This window comes from Collinsella sp. LCP21S3_C7 (assembly GCF_052118485.1).
Taxonomy (GTDB): Bacteria; Actinomycetota; Coriobacteriia; order Coriobacteriales; family Coriobacteriaceae; genus Collinsella.
The window spans coordinates 28012-43647 of sequence record NZ_JBQKHC010000010.1 but is presented as its reverse complement, the minus strand read 5'-3'; the positions used below and the strand labels follow the sequence as shown (position 1 = coordinate 43647).

At 58.7% G+C, this 15636-nt stretch carries 14 protein-coding genes and 1 pseudogene; 11 read left to right on the top strand and 4 right to left on the bottom strand.

The features are described from left to right. Window positions 1-124: 124 nt before the first annotated feature. On the top strand, window positions 125-1555 hold the full coding sequence (gene pdxR / locus ACTQ1E_RS05345) for a MocR-like pyridoxine biosynthesis transcription factor PdxR (protein WP_441565153.1): 1431 nt from the start codon (window positions 125-127) through the stop codon (window positions 1553-1555). A 544-nt stretch (window positions 1556-2099) separates the two neighbouring features. Then, entirely contained in the window at window positions 2100-2972 is an 873-nt protein-coding gene (locus tag ACTQ1E_RS05340; RefSeq protein WP_441565151.1) for a hypothetical protein, read from the top strand. A gap of 250 nt (window positions 2973-3222) precedes the next feature. Here ACTQ1E_RS05340 and ACTQ1E_RS05335 read toward each other — a convergent pair whose 3' ends face one another. Beyond that, entirely contained in the window at window positions 3223-3783 is a 561-nt protein-coding gene (locus tag ACTQ1E_RS05335) for a ferritin family protein (protein WP_154517090.1), read from the bottom strand. 405 nt (window positions 3784-4188) lie between these two features. Between ACTQ1E_RS05335 and ACTQ1E_RS05330 the strand changes: the two are divergent. The 7 genes and pseudogenes from ACTQ1E_RS05330 to ACTQ1E_RS05300 all read left to right on the top strand — a co-directional run. Further along, window positions 4189-4362, top strand: a pseudogene (locus ACTQ1E_RS05330) (iron-containing alcohol dehydrogenase); the annotation flags it as partial. Window positions 4363-4414: 52 nt separating this feature from the next. After that, on the top strand, window positions 4415-4702 hold the full coding sequence (locus ACTQ1E_RS05325; RefSeq protein WP_441565174.1) for a hypothetical protein: 288 nt from the start codon (window positions 4415-4417) through the stop codon (window positions 4700-4702). A gap of 8 nt (window positions 4703-4710) precedes the next feature. Beyond that, a complete protein-coding gene (locus ACTQ1E_RS05320; protein WP_441565149.1) occupies window positions 4711-6090 on the top strand; it encodes an aldehyde dehydrogenase in 1380 nt (459 codons plus the stop codon). A 123-nt stretch (window positions 6091-6213) separates the two neighbouring features. After that, entirely contained in the window at window positions 6214-6540 is a 327-nt protein-coding gene (locus tag ACTQ1E_RS05315) for an HIRAN domain-containing protein (RefSeq protein WP_441565147.1), read from the top strand. An 18-nt stretch (window positions 6541-6558) separates the two neighbouring features. After that, the gene (locus ACTQ1E_RS05310) at window positions 6559-6738 is read left to right on the top strand and encodes a hypothetical protein (protein WP_154517096.1); all 180 of its coding nucleotides are present in this window, start codon (window positions 6559-6561) and stop codon (window positions 6736-6738) included. A gap of 66 nt (window positions 6739-6804) precedes the next feature. Beyond that, on the top strand, window positions 6805-7350 hold the full coding sequence (locus ACTQ1E_RS05305) for a metallophosphoesterase (protein ID WP_441038956.1): 546 nt from the start codon (window positions 6805-6807) through the stop codon (window positions 7348-7350). 150 nt (window positions 7351-7500) lie between these two features. Further along, window positions 7501-9258, top strand: a complete 1758-nt coding sequence (locus ACTQ1E_RS05300) for a DUF2130 domain-containing protein (RefSeq protein ID WP_441547892.1) — start codon at window positions 7501-7503, stop codon at window positions 9256-9258. A 79-nt stretch (window positions 9259-9337) separates the two neighbouring features. Here ACTQ1E_RS05300 and ACTQ1E_RS05295 read toward each other — a convergent pair whose 3' ends face one another. The 3 genes from ACTQ1E_RS05295 to ACTQ1E_RS05285 all read right to left on the bottom strand — a co-directional run bounded on the left by ACTQ1E_RS05295 (window position 9338) and on the right by ACTQ1E_RS05285 (window position 14160). Then, on the bottom strand, window positions 9338-12019 hold the full coding sequence (locus ACTQ1E_RS05295) for a DEAD/DEAH box helicase (RefSeq protein WP_441565145.1): 2682 nt from the start codon (window positions 12017-12019) through the stop codon (window positions 9338-9340). Between the two features lie 267 nt (window positions 12020-12286). After that, window positions 12287-13168, bottom strand: coding sequence for a tRNA (guanine(46)-N(7))-methyltransferase TrmB (gene trmB, locus ACTQ1E_RS05290; RefSeq protein WP_154517108.1), 882 nt, complete (start codon window positions 13166-13168; stop codon window positions 12287-12289). Window positions 13169-13287: 119 nt separating this feature from the next. After that, complete coding sequence (locus tag ACTQ1E_RS05285; protein ID WP_441565143.1) at window positions 13288-14160, bottom strand: class I SAM-dependent methyltransferase; 873 nt, start codon at window positions 14158-14160, stop codon at window positions 13288-13290. A 267-nt stretch (window positions 14161-14427) separates the two neighbouring features. Between ACTQ1E_RS05285 and ACTQ1E_RS05280 the strand changes: the two genes are divergently transcribed. Both ACTQ1E_RS05280 and ACTQ1E_RS05275 read left to right on the top strand, forming a co-directional pair. Continuing rightward, window positions 14428-15084 (top strand): helix-turn-helix domain-containing protein, encoded by a 657-nt coding sequence (locus ACTQ1E_RS05280; RefSeq protein WP_441565141.1) that lies wholly within the window; start codon window positions 14428-14430, stop codon window positions 15082-15084. Beyond that, window positions 15005-15553, top strand: coding sequence for a DUF4097 family beta strand repeat-containing protein (locus tag ACTQ1E_RS05275; RefSeq protein ID WP_441565139.1), 549 nt, complete (start codon window positions 15005-15007; stop codon window positions 15551-15553). The genes ACTQ1E_RS05280 and ACTQ1E_RS05275 overlap by 80 nt, the downstream gene beginning before the upstream one ends. The last annotated feature ends 83 nt before the right edge of the window (window positions 15554-15636 follow it).

The window sequence follows — 15636 nt, the reverse complement described above, 5'->3', positions numbered from 1 at the left end:
GTGCATTGCTTGACGGAACATCCTATCGGGGAGCTGGGTATGGCGAAATACTCAGTTTTAGAGATAATAATAAGGCCAGACTAATACCAGATTGAATGACTCAATAAGGTCAGGTGATAAACTCATGCTTGACTACAATTTGGAAAAACGCGGCGACGCATCGCTCTATGAGTATATTTACCAGCAAATTCGAGATGATATCGTTGCTGGACGCATTGCGGCGGGGGAGCATCTTCCGTCTAAGCGCGCCTTTGCCAATCATCTGGGAATCAGTGTCATTACCATCGAGAATGCATATAGCCAGTTACTTGCCGAGGGCTATATTTGCTCAATGCCGCGTCGTGGCTACTACGCTTGCAAGCTTCCGGATGCACCGGTTTTGGCTTCGGCTGCAGAGGGCATCGACCGGGATGCCGTCTCTGCGGGTTCCGGCGCACATGATGTCAACGGACAGGTCGAGCGATTCGATGCACTTTCTCCTTCTGCTTTGGAGGCGGCGCGGCTTTGGCAAAGCGCGCTGCGGGCGACGCTGGCATCCGAAGACGAGCGCGAAATCTTTTCGACCGCGCCGGCACAGGGCACCACTCGGCTACGACGCGCAATTGCCCACCATCTGCGCGGGACAAGGGGCATGAATGTCGACCCCAACAACGTTGTTATCGGCGCAGGCGCCCAGCTGCTCGATACCATGTTGGTTCAGTTGCTTGGAGCCGACAAGGTGTATGCCGTTGAGGACCCGGGCTATTTGCGCCTGACGCGCATCTATCAGGCTATGGGTTGCAAAGTTCGACATATCCCGTTGGATGATGAGGGCGTAGACTTGAGCGCTCTGCAGAAAACGGGGACCGATGTCCTTCACCTGATGCCGTCCCATCAGTATCCGACCGGCCTTGTGACGAGCATTGCGCGTCGCTATGCGCTGCTGAGCTGGGCCGCTGAGCGACCAGGTCGATATCTCATCGAAGATGACTTTGATTGCGAGTTTCGTCTGACCGGCAAGCCGATTCCCGCGCTTGCTTCGATCGATGCCGCTCAATCGGTCATCTACACCAACACGTTTTCGAAGAGCCTTTCATCGGCGTTGCGTCTAGCGTACATGGTGTTGCCCGATGAGCTGATGAAGCGGTTTAGGTGCAACCTTGGTTTCTACGCCTCGTCGGTGAGCTCTGTCGACCAGGTCGCTTTGGCTCGTTTGCTGGAATCGGGTGATTACGAGCGACATGTGAACCGCGTGCGCGTTCGTGCTCGTGAGGCGCGTGATGGCCTGGTGGCGCTTGTACGGGATGCGTTTCCAGCAGGAGAGGTTTCGATCGAGCATGCAGACGCAGGTCTTTACTGCACCGTGGTTGCGGAGCGGGGAACGGGCGGAAGCTCTTTTGCGCAGGCCCTCACGCGCTCGAGCATCCCTTTTATCGATATCAGCAACTGTTATTGGTGTGCCGATGGCGCATCTGTCCCTGAAAACTCAACTCAAATTCTTGTCCAGTATGACGACCTGAGTCCGGAGGTGCTTAATACCCTGGAATCGCAGCTAATGGGGCACTCTGTAACCTAAGTGAGTAGACTTTTGGCACTTTGGCGACCAGACAGTTTTGTAACAAGCTATCTACCTGTGGTTTTGAGAAGTGGGATCATCGGTCTGCTCGGGATGTTCCAAAAAGTCTACTCACTTGCCGCGCAAAGCTTCCGCATGAGAAAAAAGGGGTTTTCAACAGGGCTTCGTCCAGTTCTCGGTAAGCTTTTGGCCAGTTGGGGAGGGCTGTTGAAAACTTTGCAGTTCGTTCGGCGTCATTTTTGGTGCGTTCGCGCCAATGAGAGACCGACTGGGTTGAAATTCGTGCTTTCCTGTGCCTATGAAGGATCTACTTTGTGACATATCGGCTTTTAGGTACTGGCGTTTGCCCCCTCAAGTCCGCGCTTTGTGTCCTCCGCTTCCGCGGCCGGATGAAGACCGGCAGCGATATGACCTCGTCCGCAACCCGACGGCTGCGGTCGCGCTCGGTTTTCCGTTGTATACATTGGTTCGGACGAGAAACAAACGGACTTGCCCTGCCAACATTAGGCAGCGGCTGTTTCTTGGTGAACTCCCCAGGGAATCCGTGCTGGAAACGGAGCATGGATTTTTGGTCACGTCTCCTCTGCTGACGGCATTTATCATGTCTCGACATCTGACGGATCTCCAACTTCTTCTGGTATTGGCGGAGATGTGCGGCTTGTTTGCGGTATGCGCCCTGCCGGCGGCACTTGAGGTGGAGCTTTCGCGTGCAATTGATTCGGGTACGATTTCGACAACGTTGGGTTGGGTGCGCTGCCCGTCCGAGGGCGGCGCCGCCTCAAATTTGTGGCGTCGCGACGCTTTGGTTTTGGATGGGGACCTTGACCGTTTTTGTTCAGATGTTTGCGGGATGCGTTACGGCAATCGATTTATGGCGGTGTCGCAACTCGTTCCATTGGGTGCCGCTTCGCCTTTTGAGGTCGAGGCGTATTTGTTGCTTGGACTGCCGCGAGCCCTGGGAGGTGAAGGTTTTTGCGGCATAGAGCTCAATGTCAAAGTGATGTTAAGCACAAGTGCTCGAGCGATTGTAGGAAAGACCCGCGTATATATCGATCTACTTCTTTCCTCGCCGGACGGGAGGCGACAGGTGGCTATTGAATGCCAGGGAAAGGCCTCGCACGGGCGCGCGGGGGATGGCTTGCGTGACGCTGATCGCATGACGGCGCTTCAAGCCATGGGCTACGACGTGCTTCTCCTGACACACGGACAGATATCCGATGAGGATAGATTCCGTGCGATCGTTAAGGCCGTATGCAGGATGCTCGATGTTGAATATCGCGAAAAAAGCTCGGATGAGCAAAGGGCTGAGGCATTACTCCGGTCTGAACTATTCGTTGACTGGACAAAATTGGGAGTAATCGGCGGAAAGATGTCCATTGGACACAAAACAGCTCGATCGTGGACAGCGCGGATCTAAGTGAGTAGACTTTTGGCGTGATGGCGACCAGGCCGTTTTGCAACAAGTCATTTACCTGCGGCTTTATAGAGCAATATGGATGGTCTGCTCGGCAAGTTCCAAAAAGTCTACTCACTTAGTTTTTGACGAGAAGTCGATGCCGAAGGTGGCCCTATTTCAGGGCGTTAACGAGTTCATGAGACACGAAAAAAGGCCCGAACCATGCGGTTCGGGCCCTTTAAAGTTAGAGATTATCTCTCAGGCGGTTGGCTTAGCCAAAGTAGCGCTTGAGCAGGCCGGCGAAAGCCTTGCCGTGGCGGGCCTCGTCGCGAGCCATCTCGTGCACGGTATCGTGGATGGCATCGAGGCCAGCGGCCTTGGCGCGCTTGGCAAGATCGGTCTTGCCGGCGGTGGCGCCGTTCTCGGCCTCAACGCGCATCTCGAGGTTCTTCTTGGTGGAGTCGGTCACGACCTCGCCCAGGAGCTCGGCGAACTTGGCGGCGTGCTCGGCCTCCTCGTGGGCAGCCTTCTCCCAGTATAGGCCGATCTCGGGATAGCCCTCGCGATGGGCGACGCGAGCCATGGCCAGGTACATACCGACCTCAGAGCACTCGCCCTCAAAGTTGGCGCGCAGGTCGGCAACGATGTCCTCGGAGACGCCCTCCATCTTGGCGACGCCCACGACGTGCTCGGCAGCCCACTCGAGCTTGCCCTCCTCCTGCTTCAGGAAACGAGAACCGGGAACGCCGCACTGGGGGCACTTAAAATCCTCGGGCAGCTGGTCGCCGTCGAACTCTTCCACATAACCGCAAACGGGGCAAACAAATTTCATGATTCGATCCTTTCGATGGATGGCGATGGGGCGCTTGTCCGATCCCGTAAGGGCCCTCTCCGGACGTGCGTCTTGACGAGTTCTATTATCCATAAATGCAACAAAATGTGAAGCCTATTAGGAATGATTTTTGATAAAACAATTTTGAGAGATGAAGATGTTGATTGATTAACGATTGGCAGGCCGCCTGCGACCTCTGATGAGTACAATCAGTCGAACAAATGTTGACCAATCAACAAATGAGGGAGTTTCCTTTATGCATCTAGCCCGCTGCGCCTGGTGCCGAACGTATCAAACGGTTTTTCGCATCGCATCGCCGGTGCTGCCCTATACCGAGCCACGCATTCTGGAGCATGCTGAGAGAGCGCCTGCCAGGCCATTATCGGCTTTGGCGGTGGCTCGGCCATGGACTGTGCCAAGGGCGTGGGAGCACGAATCGCGCAGCCAAACAAGCCCATCAACAAGATGCGCGGCCTGCTGCGCGTCCACCGTCTCCTGCCGCTGCTTATTGCGGTTCCCACTACCGCCGGTACGGGAAGCGAAGTTACGCTCGCGGCGGTTATCACCGATGACGAGACGCACTACAAGTACCCCATTAACGACTTTGTGCTTATCCCGCGCTTTGCGGTGCATGACCCCGAGTTCGCGCGGTCTGCCCGCCTCCATTACGGGGCAGACGGGCATGGGCGCCCTGACGCATGCCGTCGAGGCCTTTATCGATTGGGTCGATCGAATGAACGCCGCCTTGGACATTCCCAAATATGTGACGGGCATTCGCCGCTCCGACATTCCCGAGATGGCGGCGCATGCCGATGCCGAGGCCAATCCGCTGTACCCCGTTCCACTTTTGTTGGACCGTTTGGAGCTGATGCGCATGTACGAGGTTGACGCGGGTGGTATGTTTGAGGGCGAGAACTAGGAGGGTCCATGAATACCGAGGAAATTGCGCGCATTGTCGGAGACCAGCGCGTCTACTTTAAGACGCACGCCACGTTTGATGTCGATGCTCGACGTCGTGCGCTCGTGAGTTTACGCGATGCGGTGCGGGCCCACGAGGCCGATATTGCCCATGCACTCAAGACCGATTTGGGAAAGTCGCATGACGAGGCGTATATGTGCGAGATCGGCACGTCGCTTTCCGAGATTCGTCATCAGATCGCGCATGTGGCTCGATGGAGTCGTCCGCGCCTGCGTCCGTGCGACCTTGCCAACGCCGTGAGTGTGTGCAAGACGCAAGCCGTGCCCTATGGCGTCACGCTCATCATGGCCCCGTGGAACTACCCGTTTTTGCTAACGCTCGAGCCGCTCGCCGGCGCCCTTGCCGCGGGCAATACTGTGGTCATCAAGCCGAGCGCCTATGCTCCAGCATCGAGTGCGGTGCTCAAGCAGATCTGCGAAGAAGCATTTGATCCGTGCCTGGTGACAGTTGTCGAGGGCGGGCGCGCCGAGAACGAAGCGCTGCTCGATGAGTGCTGGGACAAGATCTTCTTTACCGGTAGCGTTCCGGTCGGCAAGCTCGTCATGGAGCGCGCAAGTAAAAACCTTACGCCCGTGACGCTTGAGCTGGGTGGAAAGAGTCCCTGCATCGTGGATGCGACGGCAAACTTGAAGGTTGCGGCACGGCGTATCGCCTTTGGTAAATGGCTCAACGTGGGGCAGACCTGTGTGGCGCCCGACTACCTGCTGGTCGATACGCGTGTGCACGACGAGTTGCTAGGCCTCATCAAGGAAGAGGCGCGCCGTATGTTTGGCGAGCATCCGCTCGACAACGAGGATTACGGGCATATCGTCAATGCCAAGCATTTTGCGCGCGTGCATGGGCTAATCGATTCCGATAAGGTCGTGCTTGGAGGTGCTGCGCGCGAGGCTTCGCTCAAGATTGAGCCGACAATTTTGGACGGCGTGGCCCCCGATGACGCCGTGATGCAGGAGGAGATTTTCGGTCCCATCTTGCCGGTGCTGACGTTTGAGAGCCTAGAGGAGGCCGAGACGTTTATTACGGATCGTCCGACGCCGCTGGCCCTGTATATCTTTAGCCAGGACCGTGAGGTTCAGCAGCGCTTTGTGCGTTACGTGCCCTTTGGTGGCGGTTGCGTCAACGACACGATCATGCACCTGGCTACGAGCCATATGGGCTTTGGCGGCATGGGAGCGAGCGGTATGGGGCAGTACCATGGACGCGAGAGCTTCGATACGTTTAGCCACAAGAAAAGCATCGTGAACAAGGCAACGTGGCTGGACGTGCCATTCCGCTATGCCCCTTACGCAAACTGGAAGCACAAATTCGTGCGCATGTTTGTGCATTAGAATCAGATGGCGTAGGGACAAACGGTCGAAAAGACGCAGGCAGGATGAATTTGTGTCCGTACGGACCCGTAGACTTCTCGGTAAGGTTAAGCGCCGGTTTATCCGGCCGTTAGGGGAGTTGCCATGTACGAGCCTTCACGTGTTCTTCTGTCGTTTCACATTGCGGGATTTCAGTATGCCGACGGCGCTTTGGTCCTGGGCGATCTTAAAGTGGGCGATAAACTGAAGCTGTGCGCCGAGCGCGATAATCCCCATGATCCCGAGGCGGTTGCGATCTACTACGGCAACACCAAGCTTGGCTATGTTCCGGGAAACGAGGTCGGTCCGCTGTCCTTGATGATGTATTACGGCCATGAGGACGTATTTGAGGCCCGCGTGCAGCAGGTTGCCCCCGAGCGTAGCCCGTGGCACCAGGTGCGCGTTGGCCTCTATGTGGTGGATGCCCGCTAATCGGTAAGGGAGGCTGCCATGTTTGATGACGATGACCTGTTCGATTTGACGGACGATTCGTTTGAGTGGGATATGCTACTCGACGACGATGAGCTGGAGCAGGACCGTAAGATGCGACAGGACAAGAAAACTCAGGGTGATGCGTCGAAAAAGAAAGACAAGCGCCGTCGCGGACTGTTTGGCGGGCTCTTTGGGTAACTGCCGCATCGCTGCGTCTGTATACTTAGCACGAGTTGGACGCGTTGCGAAATGAGGACTGAGACGATGATGTGGTTTACCGCCGACCTGCACCTGGGCGACACGAATATCTTGCACGACATGGACCGACCGTTTGGCTCGGTTGAGGAGATGAACCGCAAGGTCATCGATGTCATCAATGAGTGCGTGGCTGCGGACGACCGCCTCTATATTCTGGGCGACTTTACCTATCGTCTGCCCCTAGCGGATGCCGTGCGCCTGCGCGAGCGCATCGAATGCCAGAACGTGACGCTCATCCGTGGTAACCATGACGGCGACTGGGAAGATCCCGACGTGCCGCAGATTTGGGAAGACGTGCGTGATTACCTGGAGATTGCCCCCGGCTATGCCAAGGGTCATCGTCTGGTTATGAGCCACTACCCCATGCTCAGCTGGAATGGCAAGGCACGTGGCGCCATCATGCTGCACGGGCATATCCACAGCAGGGGAGACCGCACCAATACGCGCAACCGCGATCGCGAACGTCCTATCTTTCGCTACGATGTCGGCCTCGATGCCAACGAGTACAAGCCCGTAAGCCGTGACCAAATCCTAGGCTTCTTTGGATTGTAATTCTCGAACCGTCACACAAAACGCCACAAAGGGGACGGGCACCTTTGTGGCGGTTCTGGCGCCGTTGCCATTATGGCGGCGGCGCCTTTTTTGTCCGCGCAGCGCGGTAGAGTGTAGGCGGTTGAAATTTGCGTCTATCGAGGAGCTGCTATGAACGAGATCAAGTGCCCGCATTGTGGCGAAGTATTTAAGGTCGACGCGTCCGGCTATGCGGATATCGTCAAGCAAGTGCGCGATGCCGAGTTTTCGCGCGACCTGGATGAGCGTGTGAAGGCGGTCCAGCGCGAGGGCGAGCAAGCGCTGGAGCTTGAGCGCTCGCGTTCGATGGCTGCCTTGCAAGAGGCAGAGTCCCAGCGCAACGCTCAGCTTACCGAGCAGAAGAACGCTGCAGCTCAACAGCTGGCACAAGAGGTTGCCAAGCGCGATGCCGAGCTCGCCGAGCTGCGCGCCAAGCTCGAGGGCGCTGCCGCAGAGCGCGAGAGTGCAAGCCAGCGCGCGGCGGTAGAGGCACGAGCCAACGCTCAAAAGGAGAATGCCGAACTCCAGCGCGAGATCGACAATTTGCGTGCGCAGCTGGAGCGCAAAGATGACGAAGCCAAGCTCGTCGAGTCGGCGGCGCGCAATGCCGCTCAAAACGATTTAGCTGCACGTGATGCTCAGATTGCCGAGCTGCAGGCCAGGCTTGCCGCGGCGGACAAGGCCCAGGAGATGGCGCTTGCCGCTGCCGCGGCAGAGTCGCAGCGTGAGCTCGATGCCGCTCGCAGCGAGGCCGAGCGCGCGCTTGCTGACTATCGCGCGAAGGTACAAGAGAAGTTTTCCGCCGCAAAGGCTCAGTCTGAGCGCGAGGCCGAGGGCCTTCGTGCACAGCTTCGTGAGCAAGAACTTTCTGCAAAAATGGAGCTGTCGAAGGCGGTCGCCGCGGCGGAGCGAGAGCGCGATGAGGCGCGTGCCAAACTGACGAGCGAGCTGGCGGTGCGCGATTCTCGCGAGGAACAGGCCAAGGCGGCACACGAGCTCGAGCTTGCGCAGGCCAAGCGCGCGAGCGATGACCTGATTCGCTACAAGGATGAAGAGATCGAGCGCCTTAAGGACATGAAGGTCCGTCTGTCCACCAAGATGGTGGGCGAGTCGCTCGAGCAGCACTGCGAAACCGAGTTTAACCGTCTGCGCATGACGGCATTTCCCAACGCGTACTTCGAGAAGGATAACGATGCGTCCGAGGGTACCAAGGGCGACTTTATCTTCCGCGAGTGCGACGCGAGCGGCAACGAGGTCATTTCGATTATGTTCGAGATGAAAAACGAAAACGACGAGACCGCGACCAAGCATAAAAACGAGGACTTCTTTAAGAAACTCGATCACGATCGTCGCCAGAAAGGCTGTGAGTACGCGGTGCTCTGCACGCTGCTCGAGCCCGAGAGTGAGCTCTATAACGTAGGGATAGTCGACGTGAGCTATCGCTACGAGAAGATGTACGTGATTCGCCCGCAGTTTTTCATTCCCATGATCACGCTCCTTCGCAACGCCGCCATGGGCTCACTGCGCTATAAGCAGGAGCTAGCGGAGTACAAACAGCAGAATATCGACGTCACGAACTTCGAAGCCAAGATGGAGAAGTTCAAGAATGATTTCGGTCGCAACTACGAGATCGCGAGCCGCAAGTTCCAAACGGCAATCGATGAGATCGACAAGACGATTAGCCATCTGCAGAAAACCAAGGAGGCATTGCTGTCCTCCGAGAACAATCTGCGCCTAGCCAACAAGAAGGCCGACGATCTTACCATTCGCAAGCTCACGTGGGGCAACAAGACCATGAAGGCGGCGTTTGACGAGGCGCGCGGGGCTGCGCCAGAGACAAACGATGAGCCAGCCGAGGCGGATTCGTATGAGGTCGAGGATACCGAGTAATGCATAGCGTATAGTGCAAAAACGGGGCCGCTGGCGATATTGCCAATGGCCCCGCTTCGTTTCGTTCCAGTATGTTCGACTAGTCCTCGAGCAGGTCTTCGATAAAGCCGACGCGGTAGTTTTTGAAGATGACTTCACCGCCGTCTTGCGTGGCGTCCAGATCGACATCGCCCATGATGCCAAAGTCGTGGTCGCCGTCCTCGTCGGCAAAGATCTGGTGCACGTGCCATACGTGCGTGGTCTTCTCGTCGGACTCATCGATGGAAAACATCGCGGCGCTGCGGGCATCTCCGTCGGTGAGGATTTCCTCGTGCTGCTCATGGTAGGCATCGAGGGCCTTTTGCCAGCGGATCTCGCTCATGCCCCAGTCGTCGTCGAGCTCGCCCAGGTCGCGAACGTGCTCACGGGCGGCAAGGGTCACGCGGCGGAAGAGCGCATTGCGCACCAGCAGCGTGCAGCCGCGGCGGTCCGCCACGACCTCGTCGATGCCCTGTGGCGGCGCGGCATCGAGGGCTGCCGGGTTGCCAGCGTTCTCCCACTCGTCCACCAGGCTCGAGTCCACCGAGCGCACCACAAAGCCCAGCCACGAGATAATGTCGCGCAGGCGCTCGTCGCGCTTCTCGATGGGTACGGTGCGGTCGAGCGAACGGTAGGCCTCTGCCAGGTAGCGAAGCAAAATGCCCTCGGAGCGGGCGATGCCGAGCTTTTGAATGTAACCCTTAAAATCGCTCGCGCTTTCCAGCATATCGCGCAGGACACTCTTGGGAGAGAGCTGGTAGTCGTTTGCCCAGGGCACTTCCTGGCAGTACTTGTCAAAAGCGGCGTCGAGCAAATCCTCGAGCGGCTTTTCGTACGTGACGTCTTGAATGCGCTCCAAGCGTTCCTCATACTCGATGCCGTCGGCCTTCATCTCGGCCATAGCGCGATCGCGTGCGGCGCGCTCCTGTGCACGCAATACCTGCTTGGGGTCCTCGAGCGTGGCCTCGACCATCGAGATGAGGTCCATGGTATAGGTCTCACTTTCGGGGTCGAGCAGCTCCAGCGCGGCAAGTAAAAACGGCGAGAGCGGCTGGTCGAGCGCAAAGTCCTCCGGCAGGTCGACCGTCAGCGCGTAGTCGATGTCCGGCGCGGCGTCAGCCGGAGCGTCGGGTGCGGGCGGCACCTCGGTGCGCACGACGACGCCGGAGTCGATGAGCGTGGCGAAGATCTCGTCGGCGCGAACCTCGAGCTTGGCCTTTTCTTCGGGGGTCTGCAGGCTTGTCTCGATGAGGTCATGTACGCGGGCTCGGGCATTGCCGCCCTGCTCGACCACACTAATCACCATAGAGTGCGTGATGCGCAGGCGTGGCTTGAGTGTTTCGGGTTGCGTCTCGATCAGGTGCTCAAAAGTTTGCTTGTTCCATGAGACAAAGCCCTCGGGGGCCTTTTTCTTTTTAATCTTACGGAGTTTTTTGGGGTCGTCGCCCGCCTTGGCCATAAGCTTGGCATTCTCGATCTCGTGCTCGGGTGCCTCGGCGATTACCACGCCCTCGGTATCGAAGCCCGAGCGACCGGCGCGACCGGCAATTTGATGGAACTCTCGGGCGCGCAGACGACGCATTTTGTAACCATCGAACTTGGTGAGCGCGGTGAGCACCACGGTATGGATGGGTACGTTGATGCCGACGCCGAGCGTATCGGTGCCGCAGATGACGGGCAGCAGGCCCTGCTGCGCCAAGCGCTCGACCAGCAGGCGATAGCGCGGCAACATGCCAGCATGGTGCACGCCGACGCCGCATCCAAGCAGGCGCTTGAGAATCTTGCCAAAGGCCGTGGAGAAGCTCGTTCCCTTTGCCGCTTCTTTGATGGCTTCGCGCTGCTCCTTGCTGGCGATGCCAAAATTGGCGAGCGACTGTGCCGTCGCAAGGGCGGCATCCTGGCTAAAGTGCACGATATAGAGCGGGGCCTCGCCACGGCGCATGGCGAGCTCGACCGTGCCCTCGAGGGAGGTCGTCACATAGTCGTAGCTCAGCGGAACAGGACGCGGGGCATCGTCAACCAAGTCGCAAGCAGCGCCGGTGTGCTCCTCGAGCGAGGCGGCGATCGCGGTGACATCGCCGAGCGTGGCGCTCATGAGCATGAATTGCGTGTGAGGCAGGGTGAGCAGCGGCACCTGCCAGGCCCAACCGCGATCGGGGTCGGCAAAGTAGTGGAACTCGTCCATGGCCACGCAGCCCACGTCGGCGCCCTCGCCCTCGCGCAGCGCATCGTTGGCAAGGATTTCGGCCGTGCAGCAGATGACGGGCGCCTTGGTATTGATATGCGTATCGCCGGTGATCATACCGACGTTATCGCGGCCGAGTACCTGTACCAGGTCGAAGAACTTTTCGCTGACCAGGGCTTTGATGGGGGCCGTGTAATAGCAGCGCTTGCCCTGAGCCATGCCCATAAAGAGCATGCCCAGCGCGACGAGCGATTTACCCGATCCGGTCGGTGTGCCTAAAATGACGTGATCGCCGGCGGCCAGGTCCATGAGGGCCTCTTCTTGGTGATCCCACAGTTCAATGCCACGGTCGCTCGTCCATTCAAAGAAGCGTTCGAAGGCTTGATCGGGCGTGAGCCATGGTTCGGGCTCGCTGCCGTCCTCGGGCTCCCACCAGGTGGGAGAGAGAGCGCCGAGCGAGCCAAACTCGGCTTCGGTTCCCGTGCCGCCCGAGAACGAGCTGGCGGCGCCGGCACCGGAGACGGTGCTGGCGGCGGTATCTGTCGTGGTCTGTGCCATGTGTTTGCTTTCTCTCGCGATTGTCCGCCAACTATTATGGCGTAGCGTCGCATCGATGCGTTCGCAGGCAAGAAAATGCAGGAAATGGGCGTTCTGCCCAGCTGTTTGGTGCAGTTGCCAGCTAAGTGAGTAGACTTTTTGCAATATCGCGAGCACATGGCTTTTGCGCAAAGGCTCTACCTGCGGTTTTACTATTGGTTACGCGGGTTGTGCTTGGCTATTGCAAAAAAGTCTACTCACTTAGATTTGAGGGTCGTTTGCTGGCGCCTATTTGCGCTTGTTTGCCGAAGCCGCGACCATCAGGGGCCCCTGGGACTCCTGCGGTAAGCGCTTCTTGCCCTTGCGGGCGCGGTTTTTAAAGTTCTCGACGGCCTCTTCCATGCCGAGGGGCACGTAGGTGAGCTCATCGAGATTGTCGGGCAGGTAGCACGCAAGGCTTTGCTCCTGCGCGCGCCCCGCCGTGAGCTGTTCATCGCTGGGCAGCGCGTCGGGAGTGGCGCAAATGCCATAGACGGCGGCACCCATCTCGCGCGTGCGGCGCTCGTATTCGGTCTCGGGATGCTCGGGATGGTCGCGGCGAACGTCGTCACTTACCCATAGTGTGTCGTAGCCGGCCGCGGCAAACTGCCCCAGGGCGTAGTCGCGCAATGGCTTGCTGTCGGTGCGCAGCGTGACGGTGGCGCCGGCTGAAAAAAGCGGGCGGTAGAGCATCAGATGGTCGACATGGACGAGTCGTTTTTTGGCGTACTTGGCCTTAGGCTGCGGCGTGGGAAAGTTGATGGTGATGGCATCGAGCTCGCCTGTGGCAAACAGCTGCGGCAACGATGCGGCGCCTCGGGGCAGGACGAGTGCGTTGGTCAGTTCCTGCTCGCAGATTTTCTGTGCGGCATAGGCGATGCAGATGGGCTCCTGGTCCATGCCGATAAAGAGCGTGTTTGGCTCGTGGGCCGCGCGCTCTACAAGGTACGTTCCCTTGCCGCAGCCAAGATCCAGGTGAAGGTGTTCGAAAGACTTGCTGCCTGCGGGCGCACAGGCCTCGCGCCAATCTCCGGCATAGATTTCAGGGTTCGTCTCAATCGCATCGGCGTAGCGCTCCAGGCGCTCTTCGAGCACAAAGTTCTTAGGCGTGCGAACGTGGACGGCTCCCATGAGGCTCCTTGGTCATAAGTATGGAACGCATAGCTGCGCGTTCCGTCAATGGGTTGAAAAAAGGGTAGGCATAGCTTGCCCGAAAGATGCGGTGCGGCTCGTCGGCGGCTCGTCGGTGCCTACAGGCGCTTGAGAATCACGTAGCGGTTGAGCTCGCCACTGCGACCGTCGGCATGGAAGCGCTCAAGCTCGCGTACGGGGACCTCGCCGCTCTTGTAGAACGTGCGCACGCCGCGCACCAAGTCGGTGATCTGCTGATCGTCAAAGTGGTGGCAATAGCGGTAGGCGTGGCGGTCGTTTTGCCAGCCAATGAGGTGGTCGCCGGCTTCAAACTGCGCTGAATCGTAACCCTCAAACGGCGGGGTGAGCTCGGCGCGGGCCTCGGCACGAACGGCCTTGCGCGCCATGCGCTCGTCGTTCATAAACTCCCAAAAGCTAATGGCGATGATGCCGCCCGGGCGCGTCTGCCGCACCAGGGCGTCGAGCACGCGCACGCGGTATTCGCACGACGGCACGTGGTGCATAAAGCCAAAACAGACCGAGATGTCGGCGAGCGGGGCGTCGAAAAGCGCGTCGGGTGTCTCGGCGGGGTTGAGCTTCATGAGGGCGTCGAGCACGTCGAGTTCCTGGAAGTGCAGGTTGGGAATGCGCAGGGCGTGACCGTGCGCATCGATAGCCAGGTCTTGGCACGAGTCGACGCCATAGAACTCAAACGGGCAGCTGGCGTCTGCCGAGGAGTTTGCGCCGTCGACGCCCTTGGCGGCAAGTGCGCCGCCGGCGGCAAAGTTCTCGAATCGCATATTGCCGCAGGCGAGATCGAAGACGCGGACGGGATGCTCGATTGTGGCGACGTCGAGCTGCCCGAGCGCGATATCCATGGTGCGTACCCAGCCGGGCCACGGGGCCTGACGCGTATCGGAAAAGGAGGCGGAGTGCTCGCGATAGAACGTGTTGTTGAGCTGGATGAGCGATGAGGCGAAATCGCGGTTCACGGCGCGGGACTCCCTCCGTTGGCGGTGCGGAATTAACAGTACGACCATACTACCGTTAACGCCGCAACGGGGACAACCAAGCTACGTGTCATTGCTTTGTTTGGACACATTTCCGCAGCTCATATGCACCCGCAACCGCCGGTTGTCAAAAATCTCACTAGAATAGGTGGCATGCTTTTGGCGGTGGCGGATAGATTTTTAACTGTGCAAGGCGCCTTAAGAACATAAACGGTCCGGCGGCACGGCTGGCATCACATAGGAGGAACCATGAATGTAGAAACTGCGCAGCGGCTCGCCGACCTTCGCCGCAGCAAAGGCTTTAGCCAAGAAGGGCTGGCGCGAAAGCTGGGACTGTCGCGCCAGGCGGTCAGTAAATGGGAGCGCGCGGAGAGCGCGCCCGATACCGAGAACCTGATCTCGCTCGCCAAACTCTATGGCGTGAGCCTGGACGAGCTGCTCAATCCGAGCGACGAGATCGAGGACGATATCGAGTTTGAGAACGAGGACCGCGCCCGTCAGCGCGAGGCCGAGGCCGCGGAGCGCGCCCGCACCCATGAGGCGGCGGCACGCGCCACCGAGGCGGCAACGCAGGCGAGTGATGCTGCGGCCAAGGCGGCACAAGCGGCAAGCTGGAGTGCGCAGGCCGCCAATGCTGCTACGGCGCAGGCGACGAGTGGCGGCACAGTTGGCTCGACTCCGGTGAAGGGCCCGTTCCAGTCGTTCCCGTATTGGGCCGTGTGCTGGCTACTGTTCTTTTTGCTGATGTTCCCGTTTGGCGCCGGCCCCTTTGCCGCGCTCATCTTCTTTACGATCCCTATTAGAGCGGGGGCGCGTTGCCGAGGGTATGGATGCCTCCAAGGCCGCGACGCAAAACATCGCATCCGTCGAGGACTCGACGCTCAAGGTTTCCCAGTTTGGAAGTGATGACGGTAAGGCAATCGATCGCTCAGTTACGGTTGAGCTGCCACGCCGTGTCGCCGAACATCTGAAGGGAGTCAACGCGCACGTGGGCTCGGGTGATCTGCAGATTGCCGGTGTCACCTGTGATGGTTTCGACCTTTTCCTGGGTGCGGGAGATGTAGAGTTTTCGGGCAGCGTGACTGATGCGCTCAGCGCTGAGGTCGGTTCGGGCGATGTGACGTTCGAGCTTTACCAGGCCCCCGCGAAGTCGATGGACGTGAGTGTGGGCTCGGGCGATGTGGAGATGACGGTTCCGAACTCGACGGGCTTTAAGGCGAGCGTCACCTTGGGCAGCGGCGACTTCGAGAGCGATTTCCTTCCGCTTGGCTACGACGGCGAGACCATTTTGAATCTTGAATTCGACAACGGGGATAAGTCTGCCACGTATCGTTTTGAGGTCGGTTCGGGCGACATGTCGTTTGATTCGGAGTGACATGCGGTTTTCGGAGATCGGTACATATAGGCGTGCTCTTTGATGGAGGCGCCGGGGCCGTGACGGGCTCCGGCGCCTTTGCC

Excerpts from the sequence above, each read along its gene's own strand:
- ACTQ1E_RS05335 (WP_154517090.1), bottom strand. The coding sequence starts at position 3,783 with ATGAAATTTGTTTGCCCCGTTTGCGGTTATGTGGAAGAGTTCGACGGC.
- ACTQ1E_RS05310 (WP_154517096.1), top strand. The coding sequence starts at position 6,559 with ATGTTTGATGACGATGACCTGTTCGATTTGACGGACGATTCGTTTGAG.
- ACTQ1E_RS05305 (WP_441038956.1), top strand. The coding sequence starts at position 6,805 with ATGATGTGGTTTACCGCCGACCTGCACCTGGGCGACACGAATATCTTG.
- ACTQ1E_RS05275 (WP_441565139.1), top strand. The coding sequence starts at position 15,005 with ATGGATGCCTCCAAGGCCGCGACGCAAAACATCGCATCCGTCGAGGAC.
- trmB (WP_154517108.1), bottom strand. The coding sequence starts at position 13,168 with ATGGGAGCCGTCCACGTTCGCACGCCTAAGAACTTTGTGCTCGAAGAG.
- ACTQ1E_RS05295 (WP_441565145.1), bottom strand. The coding sequence starts at position 12,019 with ATGGCACAGACCACGACAGATACCGCCGCCAGCACCGTCTCCGGTGCC.
- pdxR (WP_441565153.1), top strand. The coding sequence starts at position 125 with ATGCTTGACTACAATTTGGAAAAACGCGGCGACGCATCGCTCTATGAG.
- ACTQ1E_RS05320 (WP_441565149.1), top strand. The coding sequence starts at position 4,711 with ATGAATACCGAGGAAATTGCGCGCATTGTCGGAGACCAGCGCGTCTAC.
- ACTQ1E_RS05280 (WP_441565141.1), top strand. The coding sequence starts at position 14,428 with ATGAATGTAGAAACTGCGCAGCGGCTCGCCGACCTTCGCCGCAGCAAA.
- ACTQ1E_RS05325 (WP_441565174.1), top strand. The coding sequence starts at position 4,415 with ATGACCCCGAGTTCGCGCGGTCTGCCCGCCTCCATTACGGGGCAGACG.
- ACTQ1E_RS05315 (WP_441565147.1), top strand. The coding sequence starts at position 6,214 with ATGTACGAGCCTTCACGTGTTCTTCTGTCGTTTCACATTGCGGGATTT.
- ACTQ1E_RS05300 (WP_441547892.1), top strand. The coding sequence starts at position 7,501 with ATGAACGAGATCAAGTGCCCGCATTGTGGCGAAGTATTTAAGGTCGAC.